At 46.6% G+C, this 16,353-nt stretch carries 18 protein-coding genes; 11 read left to right on the forward strand and 7 right to left on the reverse strand.

Translation table 11 applies throughout. The features are described 5' to 3' along the window. The first annotated feature begins 26 nt into the window (after window positions 1-26). Together OCV37_RS16865 and OCV37_RS16870 are read left to right on the forward strand one after the other, a co-directional pair. The gene (locus OCV37_RS16865; protein WP_038180947.1) at window positions 27-1,034 is read left to right on the forward strand and encodes a substrate-binding domain-containing protein; all 1,008 of its coding nucleotides are present in this window, start codon (window positions 27-29) and stop codon (window positions 1,032-1,034) included. 279 nt (window positions 1,035-1,313) lie between these two features. Then, complete coding sequence (locus tag OCV37_RS16870) at window positions 1,314-2,978, forward strand: putative transporter (protein ID WP_038180950.1); 1,665 nt, start codon at window positions 1,314-1,316, stop codon at window positions 2,976-2,978. Between the two features lie 95 nt (window positions 2,979-3,073). On the opposite strand, the gene OCV37_RS16875 is transcribed toward OCV37_RS16870, so the two are convergent. The 4 genes from OCV37_RS16875 to OCV37_RS16890 are packed head-to-tail and all read right to left on the reverse strand — an operon-like array spanning window position 3,074 to window position 6,628. Further along, complete coding sequence (locus OCV37_RS16875) at window positions 3,074-3,949, reverse strand: metal ABC transporter permease (protein WP_038180953.1); 876 nt, start codon at window positions 3,947-3,949, stop codon at window positions 3,074-3,076. A 2-nt stretch (window positions 3,950-3,951) separates the two neighbouring features. Beyond that, window positions 3,952-4,845 (reverse strand): iron chelate uptake ABC transporter family permease subunit, encoded by an 894-nt coding sequence (locus tag OCV37_RS16880; protein WP_038180956.1) that lies wholly within the window; start codon window positions 4,843-4,845, stop codon window positions 3,952-3,954. 5 nt (window positions 4,846-4,850) lie between these two features. Beyond that, a complete protein-coding gene (locus OCV37_RS16885) occupies window positions 4,851-5,750 on the reverse strand; it encodes a metal ABC transporter ATP-binding protein (protein ID WP_038180959.1) in 900 nt (299 codons plus the stop codon). Beyond that, entirely contained in the window at window positions 5,747-6,628 is an 882-nt protein-coding gene (locus OCV37_RS16890) for a metal ABC transporter substrate-binding protein (RefSeq protein ID WP_038180962.1), read from the reverse strand. The genes OCV37_RS16885 and OCV37_RS16890 overlap by 4 nt, the downstream gene beginning before the upstream one ends. A 528-nt stretch (window positions 6,629-7,156) precedes the next feature. On the opposite strand from OCV37_RS16890, the gene OCV37_RS16895 reads away from it, so the two are divergent. Further along, window positions 7,157-7,885, forward strand: coding sequence for a MaoC family dehydratase (locus tag OCV37_RS16895; RefSeq protein ID WP_038180963.1), 729 nt, complete (start codon window positions 7,157-7,159; stop codon window positions 7,883-7,885). A gap of 127 nt (window positions 7,886-8,012) precedes the next feature. On the opposite strand, the gene OCV37_RS16900 is transcribed toward OCV37_RS16895, so the two are convergent. Next, window positions 8,013-8,477, reverse strand: a complete 465-nt coding sequence (locus OCV37_RS16900; protein WP_038181036.1) for an Lrp/AsnC family transcriptional regulator — start codon at window positions 8,475-8,477, stop codon at window positions 8,013-8,015. 186 nt (window positions 8,478-8,663) lie between these two features. Here OCV37_RS16900 and OCV37_RS16905 point away from each other — a divergent pair, with 186 nt between their 5' ends. Both OCV37_RS16905 and OCV37_RS16910 read left to right on the forward strand, forming a co-directional pair. Continuing rightward, window positions 8,664-9,680, forward strand: a complete 1,017-nt coding sequence (locus OCV37_RS16905; RefSeq protein ID WP_038180965.1) for a 1-aminocyclopropane-1-carboxylate deaminase — start codon at window positions 8,664-8,666, stop codon at window positions 9,678-9,680. 767 nt (window positions 9,681-10,447) lie between these two features. Next, window positions 10,448-11,749 carry an anaerobic C4-dicarboxylate transporter gene (locus tag OCV37_RS16910; protein WP_038180967.1) on the forward strand — a complete coding sequence of 434 codons (1,302 nt, stop codon included), beginning with the start codon at window positions 10,448-10,450 and terminating at the stop codon, window positions 11,747-11,749. A gap of 77 nt (window positions 11,750-11,826) precedes the next feature. Here the strand turns inward: OCV37_RS16910 and OCV37_RS16915 are convergent, their stop codons facing one another. Next, entirely contained in the window at window positions 11,827-12,516 is a 690-nt protein-coding gene (locus OCV37_RS16915) for a LexA family protein (protein ID WP_038180968.1), read from the reverse strand. Between the two features lie 310 nt (window positions 12,517-12,826). On the opposite strand from OCV37_RS16915, the gene OCV37_RS16920 reads away from it, so the two are divergent. From OCV37_RS16920 to lysC, 5 genes are all read left to right on the forward strand, one after another. Next, window positions 12,827-13,204, forward strand: coding sequence for a hypothetical protein (locus tag OCV37_RS16920; protein ID WP_157634956.1), 378 nt, complete (start codon window positions 12,827-12,829; stop codon window positions 13,202-13,204). Between the two features lie 89 nt (window positions 13,205-13,293). Next, a complete protein-coding gene (locus OCV37_RS16925; RefSeq protein WP_072959891.1) occupies window positions 13,294-13,572 on the forward strand; it encodes a hypothetical protein in 279 nt (92 codons plus the stop codon). A 27-nt stretch (window positions 13,573-13,599) separates the two neighbouring features. Continuing rightward, entirely contained in the window at window positions 13,600-14,136 is a 537-nt protein-coding gene (locus tag OCV37_RS16930; RefSeq protein ID WP_038180974.1) for a lysozyme, read from the forward strand. Next, window positions 14,126-14,464 carry a hypothetical protein gene (locus OCV37_RS16935; protein WP_038180976.1) on the forward strand — a complete coding sequence of 113 codons (339 nt, stop codon included), beginning with the start codon at window positions 14,126-14,128 and terminating at the stop codon, window positions 14,462-14,464. Before OCV37_RS16930 ends, OCV37_RS16935 begins: the two co-directional genes overlap by 11 nt. Then, the gene (gene lysC / locus OCV37_RS16940; protein ID WP_245609122.1) at window positions 14,451-14,657 is read left to right on the forward strand and encodes an Rz1-like lysis system protein LysC; all 207 of its coding nucleotides are present in this window, start codon (window positions 14,451-14,453) and stop codon (window positions 14,655-14,657) included. Before OCV37_RS16935 ends, lysC begins: the two co-directional genes overlap by 14 nt. Before the next feature lie 337 nt (window positions 14,658-14,994). Here the strand turns inward: lysC and OCV37_RS16945 are convergent, their stop codons facing one another. After that, window positions 14,995-15,246 carry an ogr/Delta-like zinc finger family protein gene (locus OCV37_RS16945; RefSeq protein WP_021019862.1) on the reverse strand — a complete coding sequence of 84 codons (252 nt, stop codon included), beginning with the start codon at window positions 15,244-15,246 and terminating at the stop codon, window positions 14,995-14,997. Window positions 15,247-15,742: 496 nt separating this feature from the next. Here OCV37_RS16945 and OCV37_RS16950 point away from each other — a divergent pair, with 496 nt between their 5' ends. Then, window positions 15,743-16,228, forward strand: a complete 486-nt coding sequence (locus tag OCV37_RS16950; protein WP_038180980.1) for a phage tail protein — start codon at window positions 15,743-15,745, stop codon at window positions 16,226-16,228. The last annotated feature ends 125 nt before the right edge of the window (window positions 16,229-16,353 follow it).

The following is a 16,353-nucleotide window of genomic DNA, read 5'->3' on the forward strand; positions in this document are numbered from 1 at the left end:
CAAAGAACTCACCAAGGAGAGATCACATGGCGACGATGAAAGATATTGCCAAACGTGCCGGCGTTTCCACATCAACGGTGAGCCATGTGATCAATAAAACCCGTTATGTGAGTGATGAAATTGCCGCCCGGGTCAATCAGGCGGCGAAAGATCTGAATTATTCACCGTCTGCGCTGGCACGTAGCCTCAAAATGAATCGAACTAAAACTCTCGGTATGTTAGTGACGACCTCGACCAATCCGTTCTTCGGTGAAGTGGTGAAGGGGGTGGAGCGGAGTTGCTATCAAAAGGGTTACAATCTCATCTTATGTAACACCGAAGGGGATGACCATCGGATGAAAGAATCGATCAATACCTTGCTTGAAAAGCGGGTCGATGGTCTGATTTTGATGTGTTCTGCGCTGGAAGGCGAGCACATCGATGCGTTTGATCGGTTCCCGGAAGTGCCTGTGGTGGTGATGGACCGTGGCCCGGTTCATTTTTCCTGCGATAAAATTCAGGATAATTCGTTGCTCGGCGGGTTTATGGCGACCAATTATCTGATTGAACGGGGTCATCGAGAGATTGGGTGTATCACAGGTCCGTTGAAGCTACATCAGGCTTATATGCGTTATGAAGGCTTTAAAAAAGCCATGACAGAAGCCAAACTACCGATTAACCCGGCTTGGATCGCGGAAGCTAATTTTGAATGTGACGGCGGTGTGGATGCGTTTGAGCGTATTTGTCAGCGCGGTTCACTGCCCAGCGCTCTGTTTGTCGGAAACGATATGATGGCGATGGGGGTGGTGAATGCCGCACATGCCCGGAATATCCGGATTCCTCAGGATCTGTCGATCATCGGTTACGATGATATTTATATTGCTAAGTTTATGACCCCACCGCTGACAACCATCCACCAGCCCAAGCATCGTTTAGGCACTGCTGCGGTGGAGGCGTTGGTCAACCGCCTTGATAAACACAAAACCGATGCTCAAGTGGTTCATCTTGAACCGACACTGGTGGTTCGGGATAGTGTCCGTGAATATACCGCGTGATTGCGCATCCGTATTTCCACCAGCGATGCACATTTAAAACAGATAAAAATCATTAAATAGAATCGTTGAACCTATTGCCCTCACAAATTGAACACTTCGTTTTCCTGAATGCCAATTATTGTTGCAAATTTTAACCTTTATCAAAAATAGGTCAGATCGAAGGTTATAGACTTATTTCAGAACGTTTATTTTTTGCACGCTTCAATTCAAAACTATTTTATTCAGTGCAGATAAATTTAATTTTTTCATTTTTTAAATCTGATAACGGAAGTAATAACTATGGGCGAAGTCGCACTCTCGATACTCGTCCTGTCCTTAGTGGCAGTGATTGGGTTGTGGTTAGGTGGCTTGAAAATCAAAGGTGTCGGGCTCGGGATCGGTGGCGTGCTGTTTGGCGGAATTTTCGTCGGGCATTTCATCAACCAGTTTGGCTGGCATCTTGATAGTCATGCTATGCATTTCATTAAAGAATTCGGGTTGATTCTGTTTGTGTACACCATCGGGATTCAGGTCGGGCCGGGTTTTTTTGCATCGCTGAAAAGTAGTGGTCTCAAGCTGAACGGACTGGCCGCCGGTATCGTTTTTGTCGGTGGTTTGACGGCTGTGATCCTTCATTTCATTTTTAATATCCCGCTGCATATTTTCCTCGGTATTTACTCCGGTGCGGTGACCAATACGCCTTCTCTGGCTGCCGGACAGCAGATTTTGCATGAGCTGGGAGAAATCGACAGTCAGGTCGATATGCTGGGTCTGGGTTATGCGATGGCCTATCCGTTCGGGATTATCGGCATTCTGCTGTCGATGTGGATTATCCGGATTGTGTTCGAAATCAATGTCGATAAAGAAGCAGAGTCTTATGACAACCGCAGTCTGGGTAAGAGCAAAGATCTGCTGTCGGTTAATGTGATGATCGAAAATCCCAATCTGGATCAGATGAAGTTTGCTGAATTGTTACCTCTGCTTGGTCAGGGGGTGGTCTGCTCAAGAATGAAAACGCAGGGGAATCTGGTTGTTCCCGGCGAAGACACCATACTGAATGTCGGCGATTATCTGCATTTTGTCAGTGACCGTCAGGAACTGTTGCATAAAGCGGTTTTAATTGTCGGGCGTGAGGTGTCAGAGTCGTTGTCCACCAAGGGCACCGTGCTGAAAAGTGACCGGGTGGTCGTGACCAACGAGAAAGTGCTCGGCAAGCATTTAGGCGAGCTGAGTCTGAAATATAAACATAACGTGGTCATTTCTCGTTTGAACCGGGCGGGTGTTGAGCTGGTGGCGAGCCATGATTCGGTGCTGCAGTTCGGGGATATCCTGTATATTGTCGGCCAGAAAGAAGATATTGAATATGTCGGCAAAATGCTCGGCAATACGGCCAGTAAGCTGCATCATGTGCAGATGTTGCCGATTTTTATCGGTATCGGTTTAGGGGTGTTGCTCGGGTCGATTCCGTTTCAGCTGCCGCATTTACCGGCACCGCTGAAACTGGGGCTTGCCGGTGGTCCGTTAATTGTTGCGATTATCTTGGCAAGAATCGGTAGTATCGGTCGGCTTTACTGGTTTATGCCGCCCAGTGCCAACCTTGCTCTCCGGGAAATTGGGATTGTGCTCTTTCTGGCCGTGGTTGGGATTAGTTCTGGCGGGGATTTCTTTACCACCATACTCGATGGAGAAGGATTGACCTGGATGGGGTACGGGATAGTCATTACGTTAATTCCGCTGCTGACTGTCGGCCTGTTCGCACGCTTTTTCGGTAAGGTGAACTATCTGACGATTTGCGGATTAATGGCCGGGTCGATGACCGATCCACCGGCGCTGGCATTTGCCAATGCGATGCATGCGACCAGCGGCGCTTCATCACTGGCTTATGCGACGGTTTATCCGTTAGTGATGTGTTTAAGGATCCTCACACCGCAAGTGATCGCGGTGCTGCTGTGGGTGGCTGCCTGATTGATGTTTCACGGATGATGCGTCGTCGCATCAATCGTGGCATAAAAATACCGCCGGATGGCGGTATTTTTGTGTCTGTCCGGGCCGGATGGCGATTAATGAGACGATACCGGATGTGTCTCTGATGCCGGTCCGTTCAGCCTTGCCATTCGGCTGTTGAGCTTGGCGAAGGTCAGTGCCAGCATAAAAAATGCTGCCTGAACGAGTACGATACAGGCACTGGTTGCGCCGTCAATGTGAAAACTGATCAGAATACCGAGAACAATTGAGCTCAGCGACACGCCCAGTGCAATCCACATCATCCGGGCAAACTGTCTGGTGAGAATAAATGCGGTCATGCCCGGTGCGATCAGCATCGCGACTACCATAATGACGCCGACAGCCTGAATGGTTGCGACGATGGTCAGTGACAGTAATACCAATAAACCATAGTGAATCAGCACGACGGGCAATCCGACGACCCGCGCATGGCTGCGGTCAAAGCAGTAAAGTAAGAAATCTTTCCTGAATAGGACAATAATGGCAAACACAATTAAGGATAGGGTCACGGTTTGAGTGAATTCATAATCCTGAATCCCGAGCATATTGCCAAACAGAATATGCAGCAGGTGCTGATCAGTTTGTATCTTGGTAAAAAGGATCAGACCCAGTGCAAACATACCTGAGTAAACAATGCCCATGACGGTGTCTTCTTTGACCCGGCAATTTTCCTTGATATAGCCACTCATCAGGGCGCAAGTCAGGCCGGAGATAAAGGCGCCGATCGGTAGCGCGATTCCCAGTGCGTAGGCAATGACGATCCCCGGTAATACAGCATGAGAGATGGCATCGCCCATCAGTGACCAGCCTTTGAGCACCAGATAACAAGAAAGCACCGCACAGACTGCCCCGACAGCGAGCCCAGCCCATAGCGCACGCTGCATAAATTCATACTGGAAAGGTTCACTGAACCAGTGAATGAGATGATCCATCCTTAACCTCCTGATGTGACGGTGTTGCGAGTGTGTGTCTCGTCAGATGAGGCACGATCTCTGGCATTTCTCCGGTTTGCGAGTACGCCATATTTGGGCGCAAAGAAAAATGCGCAGAGGAAGATGATCGTTTGCAGCAGGACAATGGTGCCGCCCGTTGCGCCATTGAGGTAATAGCTGAGATAAGCGCCTAGAGCACTGGTGACAAAACCGAGCGTGATGGCAATGATTAACAACAGGCCAAACCGGTCAGTCAGCAAGTATGCGGTCGCTCCCGGTGTGATAACCATCGCAATCACCAGAATGGCCCCGACGGTTTGGAGTGATGCCACCGTACAAGCACTGAGAATGGTAAAGAACACCACTTTCAGTATGGTTGGTGACAGACCCACGGATGAAGCTTGTGTTTCATCGAAAAACACCAGCATGAGATCCTTCCACAGCAGTGTCAGCAGCACAAATGATACACCGGCAATGATCAGCATTTGGGTTAAGTCAGACTGGCTGACGGTCAAGATGCTGCCGAAAATAATCCCTTCTATATTTATTGACGTCGGATTGAGTGAAATTAACAGCAGACCGGCAGCAAAAAAGGTGGTGAAAATGAAGCCGATAATGGCATCTTCTTTCAAATGGGAGAGCGTGCGTAGCAAGGCAATCCCAATTGAAGCCAGAAAGCCGGCGATGAATGCACCGACAGAGTAAGGCAAGCCCAGTGCATAGGCACCGGCAACGCCGGGAACCACAGAATGCGACAGGGCATCACCAATCAGTGACCAGCCTTTGAGCATCAGAAACGCGGATAAGAACGCGCACACCGCGCCGACAATCGCACTACTTAAAATGGCATGCTGCATATATTGATAGTGCAGCGGTTCGAGCAGGAGTTCCAACATAGCGGCTACCTCGATGCTGGCTGTGGTTGTTCGGGAGGCTGGCCGTCCCGGATCAGCGTGGCACTGTGTTGATCTTTGCCATAAAAAACGGCCGGTTTTTCATGGTCTGAGAGAATCGTGACCGCGCGTTCGTCCTGATCCTGATGTAGCGTTTCACCGAGAATCCCGACATGTTTGAGCACGCCGCCGAAGGTGGCGATCAGGTTCTGTTGTGTGAAGGTCTCCTGAAGATTACCGGCGGCAACAATGGTGCGGTTAATAAACACCACTTCATTGCAGTAATCGGGAATGTTACCCAGATTATGGGTCGAGACTAAGATCAGATGACCTTCTTCACGAAGCTCCCGCAGCAGATGCATGATCGCTTCTTCGGTGGTGAAATCGACTCCGGTAAACGGCTCATCGAGTAAGATGATCTTACTTTCCTGTGCGAGTGCCCGGGCGAGAAAAACCCGCTTTTTTTGCCCGCCGGAGAGCTCTCCGATTTGACGGTCTGCCAGTGCTTCAATGCCCATGCGTTGCATCGCTTGTTGAACTTTGGCTTTATCGGTGAGGCTCGGGCGACGCAGAAAGTTCATAAAACCATAGCGCCCTTGCATCACGACGTCCTGAACCAGAATCGGAAAGTGCCAGTCAATGTCTTCACTCTGCGGCACATAAGCGACCTGATTTTGTTTGAGTGCTTGCCGGACCGGGCGATGAGAGAGAAGAATTTCCCCCTGTGAGGTTTTGACGAGCCCCATGATGCTTTTGAAGAGGGTTGATTTACCACCGCCGTTGACGCCCACCAACGCGCAGATAGTACCACCCTGGAGGCTGAAACTGACATCATGAATTGCTTTAAACCCATTATTGTAAGTAACACTCACTTGAGTTGCTTGCAGTGTGACGGGGGAATGAGTCATGAGCGTAATCCTCTAACGATGGTATCGGTGGTGACTTTGAGCAGGTCAAGATAAGTCGGGACCGGCCCGTTTTGGGTCGACAGGGAATCAACATAAAGAATCCCCCCGTAAGTTGCCCCGGTTTCTCTGGCAACCTGCTTGGCCGGGCGGTCAGAGATCGTACTCTCACTGAACAGCACGCGGATATGATGTTGATGGATGGTATCGATTAAAGCTTTGACTTGCTGGGGTGTGCCTTGCTGATCGGCATTGATCGGCCAGAGAAACGCTTCTTTTAACCCGTAGTCTCTTGCCAGATAGCTGAAAGCACCTTCACTGGTGACCAGCCAGCGTTTTTGTGCCGGAATGGCTGCCAGTTGTGTTCGGATATGGTCATTCAGTTGTTTGATCTTTTCCAGATAGACCTGAGCATTGTGATTGTAGGTCGCGGTATGACTGGGATCGTATTTCACCAGTGCCTGACGGATATTTTCGACGTAGATCAAAGCATTTTGTGGTGACATCCATGCATGGGGATTGGGTTTGTCTTTATAAGGGCCGGCGTAAATCGAGAGTGGCTCAATCCCCGCGCTGACCACTACCGAAGGCACGTCTTTCACATGAGAGAAAAAGCGTTGGAACCACTGCTCCAGATTGAGGCCATTCCATAAAACCAGATCAGCGGACTGCGCTTTGATGATATCTCTCGGAGTCGGCTGATAGTTGTGAATTTCTGCGCCGGGCTTGGTCAGAGAGACCACCTCGGCAGCATCTCCGGCAATATGCTGTGCCATGTCCTGAATAATGGTAAATGTCGTTACCACCTTAAACTTCGCTAAGGCTGTGCCGGGTAAGAGTATCAGCGTGCAATACAATGTGGTTATGAGATATTTTTTCATACAATCGCTACCTTCAGGCCTGATTGAAACTTCTATGTGATAATGATTATCATTTAAATATGTTGGGTTGTCTACTTAGCATAGTCAAGTATTCCATCTGTCGGACCGATATCTGTAATAGGCAGAAACGATGGGAAAATGGCGGCCGATGGTGAATGGCTAAAATGGCAGCATTTTTGTGCATGATGGCACTGATTTTGTATGAAATAGACAAACAGGTTGTTTTTTCACCGCTTTTCGTCAGTCAGACTGATAAGAGAAAAATTAACATCATATCTGATTGATTTATAAGATTAAAATTTGAATCAGGGCTCATTCGGAGCCAACGGATGCCCTGAATTCCGGGTGATCGTACCTGTGTTGAATTATCGATCTAATAAAATGGCGTTTTATTCGTAACCTAATGAAAAATATATAAAAAACAGTGTTCGGTTAACGCATGTACGCCCGAAAGTATTTGCACCTTTATGTGAAGTGGTTCAAAATCAAACCGTTATAGACTTCATAATAATGAAGCAAGGAGTTGAGATGAAAGTCGTAGAACTGTTCAAACAACGTGGTGAAATATTAAGCAAGCAGCATGCAGAACTGATGCAGAAAATGCCGCCGGCGATGCGCGAGTATTGGGAAGAGTTGCTGACAAAAACGAATAATTTTCACCTGTTTTCGTGGATCAGAGATTTTCATCAACCAGCGGTAAATGAAGAGGTTAGCCTGCCGAACGATGCAGATGATATTGCGTTAAAGCGTGAATCTGCAATTTTCGATCAAGAATCGCTGAAGTTAAACCCTGAAGCTCAAGCTTTATATGAAGAGCTCCGGGAGAAAATTGGTGAAGTGATCCACGTTGGAGATTGGTTGCATGTTGACCAAGACCGGATTAATCAATTTGGTTCTGTCACTGAAGATACACAGTGGATCCATACGGATCCTGAGCGGGCATCAACGGAATCACCGTTCAAGACGACCATTGCACATGGTTTTCTGACGTTGGCATTGTTGCCGAAGCTGACCGATAGCGTTAATCCTGAGGTGCCGCTATTTCCGACTGCAAAAATGGTTGTGAATGTTGGCCTGAATCAGGTTCGCTTTCCGTATCCGGTGAAATCGGGTGATCGTGTTCGGGCGAAAAGCATTCTGACGAAAGTGACGCCAGTGCGTAAAGGGCTGGAAATCGAGCGTGAAATTCGTGTTGAGATTGAAGGCGTGAGACGTCCTGGGTGTATCGTTGTTTCGGTGATTCAACTGCACTTCTAGATTGCAACATCATGTTTGTTTGACATATTTTGATCTGAACAGAGAAACGGGGCTTTAAGAAGGCCCCGTTTTTTTATGCGGAATTTCTCGGCCGATGCTCTGCCATGACGATCATCAGACCGGTCAATCAGAATCGTAACGGCGCGTGGTGAATGACTTCTTTCATGACAAAGAAAGTCCGGATCTGCCGGACCCCGGGCAGGGCGATCAGCTGACTGGCATGCAGTTGATTGAAATCTGTCATATCCTGAACCCGAACCCGGAGAAAATAATCAAATTCACCCGCAACTAACTGGCAGTCAATAATCACGGGCAGGCGAACAATTGCCGCTTCAAACTCGGCAAAGCTCTCCGGGGTTGAACGATCCAACACCACGCCGACGGTCACCAATGTCCCTAAATCAATATCCTGCGGATTGATGTCTGCTCTGACGGATTGAATGGTTCCTTGTTTGAACAGGCGTTCAATGCGACGGTGACATGTTGCCGGACTAATATTGGTTTTCTCCGCCAGAACGGCATTACTCGCTCTGCCGTCTTGCTGTAGCAGGCGCAAAAGTTTCAAATCGATACGATCGAGTGACTGGTTCATGGAATAATCTTTCATTTTGATGCGAGTTAATTTATTAAAATAACGATTCATGATTCATTTGTAAAATTTATATGAAAAAAATGAAAATAAATCGGAAGCACATTTCATTTCAGATTGAGTAATCTAAATGCATATCCTGACCAACAGGATTGATTGGACTGGTCATCGTATATAAGGAAATCTGTTATGAAATTGGAGAAGTTTGAACGTTATCCGCTTAATTTCGGTCCGACCCCGATTGAAAAGCTCAGTCGTCTGAGTGAGTTTCTGGGAGGCGAGATTGAGATTTATGCCAAGCGGGAAGATTGCAACTGTGGGCTGGCTTTTGGTGGCAACAAGATTCGTAAGCTGGAATATATTGTCCCGGATGCGCTTGCCAGTGGCGCAGATACATTAGTCACCATTGGTGGTGTGCAGTCAAACCATACTCGTTTGGTGGCTGCGACGGCGGCGAAAATCGGGATGAAATGTCGGCTGGTTCAGGAAAGTTGGGTGCCATTTCAGGATGCTGTCTATGATCGGGTCGGAAATATTCTGATGAGTCGGGTTATGGGGGCTGAGATTGAGCTTGTCGACGAAGGATTTGATATCGGGATTCGAGAAAGCTGGGAAAATGCTATCGAAGATGTGAAAGCAAAAGGCGGGGTGCCTTATCCGATTCCTGCCGGTGCATCGGAGCATCCATACGGTGGGCTGGGGTATGTTCGGTTTGCCGAAGAAGTCCGCGAACAAGAAGCCGAAATGGGAATCAAATTTGATTATATTGTGGTGTGTACCGTAACGGGCTCAACTATGGCCGGTATGGTGGTTGGGTTTGCGGCGGATGGCCGGGCGCAAAAAGTGATTGGTATCGATGCTTCAGGGACACCAGAGCAAAATCACGAGCAGGTGTTACGGATTGCCCGGCACACCGCTGATTTAGTTGAATTGGGTCAGGAAATCAGCGCAGAGGATATTGTGATTATCGACGATTACGCTTATCCGGCTTATGGCGTTCCTTCTGAGGAAACCAATGAAGCGATTCGGATTGCCGCACGGACGGAAGGAATGATGACCGATCCGGTCTACGAAGGAAAATCGATGCAGGGTTTGATTGATTTAACCCGTCAGGGGTTTTTCCCGAAAGGTGCCAAAGTTCTATATGCACATTTAGGTGGTGTTCCGGCGATTAATGCTTATAGTTATATTTATCGTAATGGCTAATTGATTAAAATCAATTTATTCATTGATATCTGGCATAATATTTGTTGTGCCAGATCATTTCGAGCAATTCATTATTCTATTGAGATCAATTTTTCTTTATTTATTTTTTAGTCAATAACAAGATGCACCAAAAAGGTGATCTAAGTACTGTTATTTTTGCGTTGGTGCGGTATGATGAGCGCAAATCAGGATGGATTTTTAAACTAATCTTTGTTCAGAAAGGATTCTTATATTTTGGTGGTTGGGGGTCATAGCATGATTTCCAACATAATAAACTAAGGAACCTTGATGATGCATATGAGAGATGTTTCCCATAATTGTCTGTCCGTCTCCCTCAATCAGATGAATCAATCAAGATACCTCCCGTTTATTCTCTTGTCATTGAATATGAAGCAATCGCGATATTTATCAATTTAACGTTTCTGTTTCGTTGACAGGAAATAATTAAACTTGAATCGATTGCTTAAATTTTTTAATTGTTTCAAATGTAAATATAGTGTGTTTTTTTATTTGTGAGTTGAGGAAATATATTAATTTCATCAATCTATTTTTGTGATAAGGAGGTTATCTATCATTTGATTTCCTGTAACAAAAAGCAAGACGGAATTCGTAAATTAAAGTCTTTATTGAATGGTTAAGACGTAAGGGATTTTAGTTTGTGAGAGGGTGCTTGCAATGGATCTGCTATCAATTGGCCCACTAAGTGATTATTCGATATTGAAATAAAAATTATTATTTAAAATGCAATAACTTAACGAGGTATCATCATGGTAGCAGTAGAGCTGTTTATTGTCCTGCTCTTCATTTTTCTCGGCGCTAGGATTGGCGGTATTGGCATTGGATTTGCCGGTGGGGCGGGGGTCATCATTTTGACAATGGGGCTGGGAATGCATGCAGGGACGATCCCGGTCGATGTAATTTTAATCATTATGTCCGTGATTACTGCAATTGCAGCAATGCAAGTTGCCGGTGGAATGGACTGGCTGGTTGACCTGGCAGAGAAGTTTTTAAGAAAAAATCCCAAACAAATTACCTTTTATGCGCCGATCGTCACTTTTATGATGACACTTTTAGCCGGTACAGGTCATACGGCATTTTCAACCTTACCGGTGATTGCTGAAGTGGCGAAAGAACAAAAAGTCAGACCATCACGTCCTCTCTCTATTGCTGTGGTTGCTTCTCAAATTGCGATTACGGCATCTCCGATTTCTGCTGCGGTCGTTTTTTTCTCCGGCATTCTTGAGCCGCTTGGTGTCGGCTATCTGAAATTGTTGGCTGTGTGTATTCCGACGACATTTATGGCCTGTATGATTGGTGCTTTCGTCGCTAATTTCTTAGGTAAAGATCTGGAAGATGACCCGATTTATCAGGAACGTCTGGCAAAAGGATTGATTAAAGTCCGTGGTGCGACCCAACGTGATATTCTGCCGTCTGCAAAAATGTCGGTTTATATCTTTGTGGTTGCCATTGTTGCGGTGGTGGCTTATGCAACCATGATTAGTAAAGCGGTGGGTTTAATTACCGAGCCGGCAATTGGCCGTAATGAAGCGATCATGGCAATTATGCTGATGGCTGCCACGGCGATCATTCTGTTTACTAAGATTGATGCCTCAAAAATCACCTCGGTTTCAACATTTAAATCCGGGATGAGCGCTTGTGTTTGTGTGCTTGGCGTGGCTTGGTTAGGTGATACTTTTGTCTCCGGTCATATCAACGAGATTAAAGCGCTGTCTGCTCATATTCTCGAACAATATCCGTGGATGCTGGCAATTACGCTGTTTTTTGCGTCCATGCTTTTGTATTCACAAGGTGCCACAACAACTGCCTTGATGCCGGCGGCATTGGCAATCGGGGTCGCACCGTTAACCGCAGTGGCGTCTTTTGCAGCTGTCAGTGCGCTGTTCGTGTTGCCCACTTACCCAACCTTATTGGCTGCGGTTGAGATGGATGATACTGGTTCAACCCGAATTGGCAGCTATGTCTTTAACCATCCATTTTTTATTCCGGGGGTGGTCACCATTACTTCAGCGGTCACATTTGGCTTCATTTTCGGAGGAATGATACTTTAGTGTGACAGGTCTGACGATTGATTTTCATGTTTGAGAAAGGGGAGCGTTGCTCCCCTTTTTTTCCCGTATTCAATCAGTTAAATGGGCTTCATATGGGCAATCACGGTGCCGATAATCTGACAGTTGCCATTAATGGACAAAAAGCGCAGCTCCGGCGGATAGGAGGGATTGAGTGCTTTGAGATACTTCTTATTATCGATGACCTGTATTTGTTTGAATGTTGCTTCTGCCGAATCGGTCAGCATGGCGATAACGAACTTGTTGTGTTCTGGCTCGACAAGATTCGGATCAATAAAGATCAGATCATTTTCCTCAAAGCGAGGTTCCATTGAGTCCCCCCGGACCCGCAGAATGTAAGTCCCGGGGCCGCTATGTACCGGGCAAGGGTAATATTCGTATTCGTCGGGCGCGTACGGTGTCACGGCTTCAGAAAAGTCACCGGCTTTTACCCAGGAAATTACCGGACACATGGTTGAGACTGAAGGGCCATTGCTGACGTTTGCCTGCGATGGTGAATCCGAGAGTTCGGTGTTCGCTGAATCGGTGCCGTAGACGATCCATTCCGGTGAACACTCCAGCGCTTTAGACATGGCCAGCAATAAGCGGTCTTTCATGCTGGATTGAATGCCATTTTCGATCTGGCTGATCGTAATCCGGTTGAGACTTAGGGATGAATCTATCTCCTTCACCCGGGCTGTCAGCATGTCTTGGGTGAGCCCTAAACTTTCTCGTCTGGCTTTGAGCCGTTCGCCTAATTCAACAGTCATAAATCATCGTGCCCGTGGTAACGGGATACCCTCAATTGGTTATTTCTTTCCGGAACCCTGACCAGTGTTCGCATTTCGAACCCACATCATAGCCCTTTTCAATCCAAGTATACAGTACTTTTGTAATGATTTTTACGCACAAAAAGAAAATTTTATTACGTCATTATATTTACATGTAATGAAAGTTTTCTTACTATTGCTATCAAAATAGTGGTGAGGCAAGGGTGCCTGACCCGGTTTTCAGTATGGCAAAGACGTGATATTTCGGCGATTAAAGCGATATCAGAATTATGAAATGGGGAAATCAATCATGGAATTTACCAGCGTAGAAATCAACGCGATGCGGAAAGAGCTCATGAATCATGCGTTCTCTGCTTTAGTGCGGCGGATGCCGATGAATAAATGTAAAGCTTATGAATATATTGCCAATTATCTCGGGGTGAAATACAGCACGGTGACCAACATGGTGCAGAAAGGGATCTCAGCAAAACATGCGTCGGGTTTGTCTGACATTGCTGCCCGGTTTAAAACCCGGATGTATCACTATCAGTTTGCACCGACCGATGCGATTTGTCAGGCGTGGCTGGAACATGACTACCGCTGCGATAAAGGCAAACATCCCAGTAAACATCTGTTCAAGCATTGGGATCGGGATATGAACAAGTTACATATCTATGAGGAAGTATGAATGTTCCGGAACCGATCGGATGGGAATCATTTCAGTCGATTCAACATGAATACAAATCGTCCTTTCTGCCTGACAGGAGAAACGCTGCGATGAGTCTTTTTTCTTTTAAAACCGGACAGGGGGGAGCTGTTATTTCTGAAAAAGCAACGATGTCAATTGCTGTTGGAAGTGGTACGGGGGTTGGTGTCAGCGTTGCCCAGGGTGCTGAAAATTATCAGTCGATGATGAATTCAAGTCTGCATGACATTCTGGCTGGAAACTTTGTCTGGTACGGTTCAGATATCGCTTTCCTCATTGGCACGACGTTATCCGTGATCGGCATTGGTATTACATTGGTGCGTTTGTTTCTGTTTCAGTCACAAAGGTAAAGATAAAAAATCAAGATAGAGGTCAGCATGAAATATAACCGATTGATTGGTACGGTGCTCTTTGGTGCTGTGGCGATTACCGGCACATTTGAAGGTCAGCGTCATGAGGCTTATCGGGATCCGGGCGGGGTGTGGACGGTCTGCTTCGGAGAAACCGCCGGTGTGCGTCAGGATATGTCCTACAGTGATCAACAGTGCGCTATGATGCTTGCCAGTTCTTTGAATTATCACAATGAACCTCTGGAAAACCTACATTATCAACTGCCGCCAAATGTGCATATTGCTGCCCTTGATTTCAGCTATAACCTGGGGACGAATGCGCTGCGCCGCTCAACGCTCTATCGCAAACTGAAGCAACGGGATATTGAGGGGGCATGTCAGGAGTTTAACCGCTGGGTATATCTGAATGGCAAAGATTGTCGTGTGGCACAAAATCGCTGTCGGGGAATTGTGACCCGCAGAGAAATTGAAACCCAGCTCTGTCTGGGACAGATTTCAGTCAAGGATGCTTTGATAAAACTAGGCCATACACCTTCAGATGCTGAGGTGATGTATGATCTTTAAAGGATATGTAAGACTTGGCATTTTCCTGCTGCTGGGACTTGGTGTGGTGAGTGTCATACTCAGAGTTAAATGGCTGGTTGCTGAAAATGAAAAACTAACGGCTCAAGTCTCTCAGTCCAGTGTGCAAATTATGATGCAAAAAAATGTACTGGCTCAGGTGTCTCAGGAGCGCGAACAGATGAATCAGATTCTGATCAGAAGAGCCAGAAACAGTGCCGATAACGAGGAAAAACTACGCCATGAGATTCAAACCCTGCAACAAGAAATATCCGGTCATTCTTGTGTTGTCCCTGTCAGCGTTACTGAGCGGTTGCGTGAGTCATACTGAGCCACCAGTGATACAGACGCAATATCTATTGCCACCGGAGGGCATCATTGTACCTTGCTACAAACCCAGTATCAGCGGGACCTGGCCGGAGGTTGTTACGGAAGATATTCCCCGGCTGAAGTCGGCTTTGAGTCAGTGTGCTGCCCGGGCCGAGGATTATCTGCAATGGCGGGCGTCTAACGTTACCCATTAACACCGCTTCTCCCCGTTGCCCGAGTGGCCGGACACGAGCATTCGTCTCAATCGGTTGACCTATCATAAAAATCTTTCTGGTGATTTCTGTAGCCGAGTTGCTTCAGAAAACAGGAAGATTTTTTTATGTCTGACGGTTTTGTATGTCAGGTTTCGCTGATGTAACTCAGTTTATTGAAGTCTTTTGGGGATGCAAATGAAAAATAACTTACATCTTGTGTGTGAGATATGACGGGGAAAAAATCCTGAAAATAGGTGGGAGATGCAGGCGAAAAAATTTCGGTCAGCCGGTTCAGAAACAGGGTCAAAACGGCTGACTGAAAGGGAGAAAAACAGATTTAGATTAAGGATAATTCTTGTTGCAGGCTGGCACGACTTTCGGGAGGAAGTGACTTGATCAGGTTGCAGACTAATTGGTTAGCAGCCTTGGCTGAAGGGCTCAGAGTGTGACTGTAAGACAGATTCATAACGAAGGTGTGACCGCATTCAGGATCACTACAACTACAGTACAGATCTGCATGACTGTTGGTAATCCGGTTCGATTTTTGGATCCGGCTTTTTTGACCACACTCAGGGCATAACACTCTCATATTTATACCTTTCCCTCTGATGAATAATTGACTCGATTATAACAATAATGATGGCATCTACCTAGCGAAATGTAAAAAAACTTACCATAAAGTGCGAACAATCGCCGGACAAGCCCGGCTCTGTCTGACCTGCGTCAGTTTTTGGCTATCCAGCCTGTGTGTTTAGACCATCATGATGACTCATTTCTCCCGTTAATCTCTGAGTCAGTGGTTCCTCAATGTCGTTGTGTTGCACAAAATATCGACAGAAATCCCCGTATCAACACTTATTTTCTCCTGATTAATTCCAGTCTGTTCCGTTTTATCCGATATCCGAATCAGGCCGAATTCAACATGATGCAGTATTTTTTCAGACCGAGTATTCTGCTCTCAACCCGAACGAAACGGGGAAATAAAACGAAGCTGTAATCAGATAAGAAATTGATATTAAAAATAAAATATTAATTTTAAATGGTTCAGATTCTGGAAAGATAACCCACTGTAAGGTGACAGTTTCATGGCTCAGTATGAAGCGGGCGAGAAGCTCAGAGAACTTAAAACATTCATTGACACTTGTGTCGGAGACGAAATTGCACAAACCCTGACGACCCAAATGAAGCATATTGCCCTGAGTCTGGACAGTCAGTTTATGGGCAATGGCTGTCAGTTGATGAGACTGCGTTATCAAGCCAGTCTGGTGTTCGATAACTTTCCGCATCTCAGCTATAGCCCAGCCGTGCTGTTTGCCAATATCGGAGCCTGGTTGATGGATCACGACCCTGACCGGGAAGCGGGCGAGCAACTGGCAAATCCCGTGATTGAGATGACTCCCGTTGATGACACGCATACGACGATTAGCATTGATGTGGCGTTTGAAGAGCCCGTCAGTGTGACAGAAGACGCGACAGGGCCGATTTACTGGCGGGGAAAACAGTGGCGTATCGATACCTATGACATTTGGGTTGCAGAAACATTGGGTAATTTCACCACAGGCCTGCGTTAAGCGAGCTGGAAAGGGGAATTGGAGCATGCCATTTCTGATTCCCCAAACCAAAGGCGATTCAATCCCAACCGGGGTTGAGTCACACGAAGCGGTTGTTTGGCATTGTAAGTTGGCGATATGACAAG

The organism is Vibrio rhizosphaerae, assembly GCF_024347095.1.
Lineage (GTDB): Bacteria > Pseudomonadota > Gammaproteobacteria > Enterobacterales > Vibrionaceae > Vibrio > Vibrio rhizosphaerae.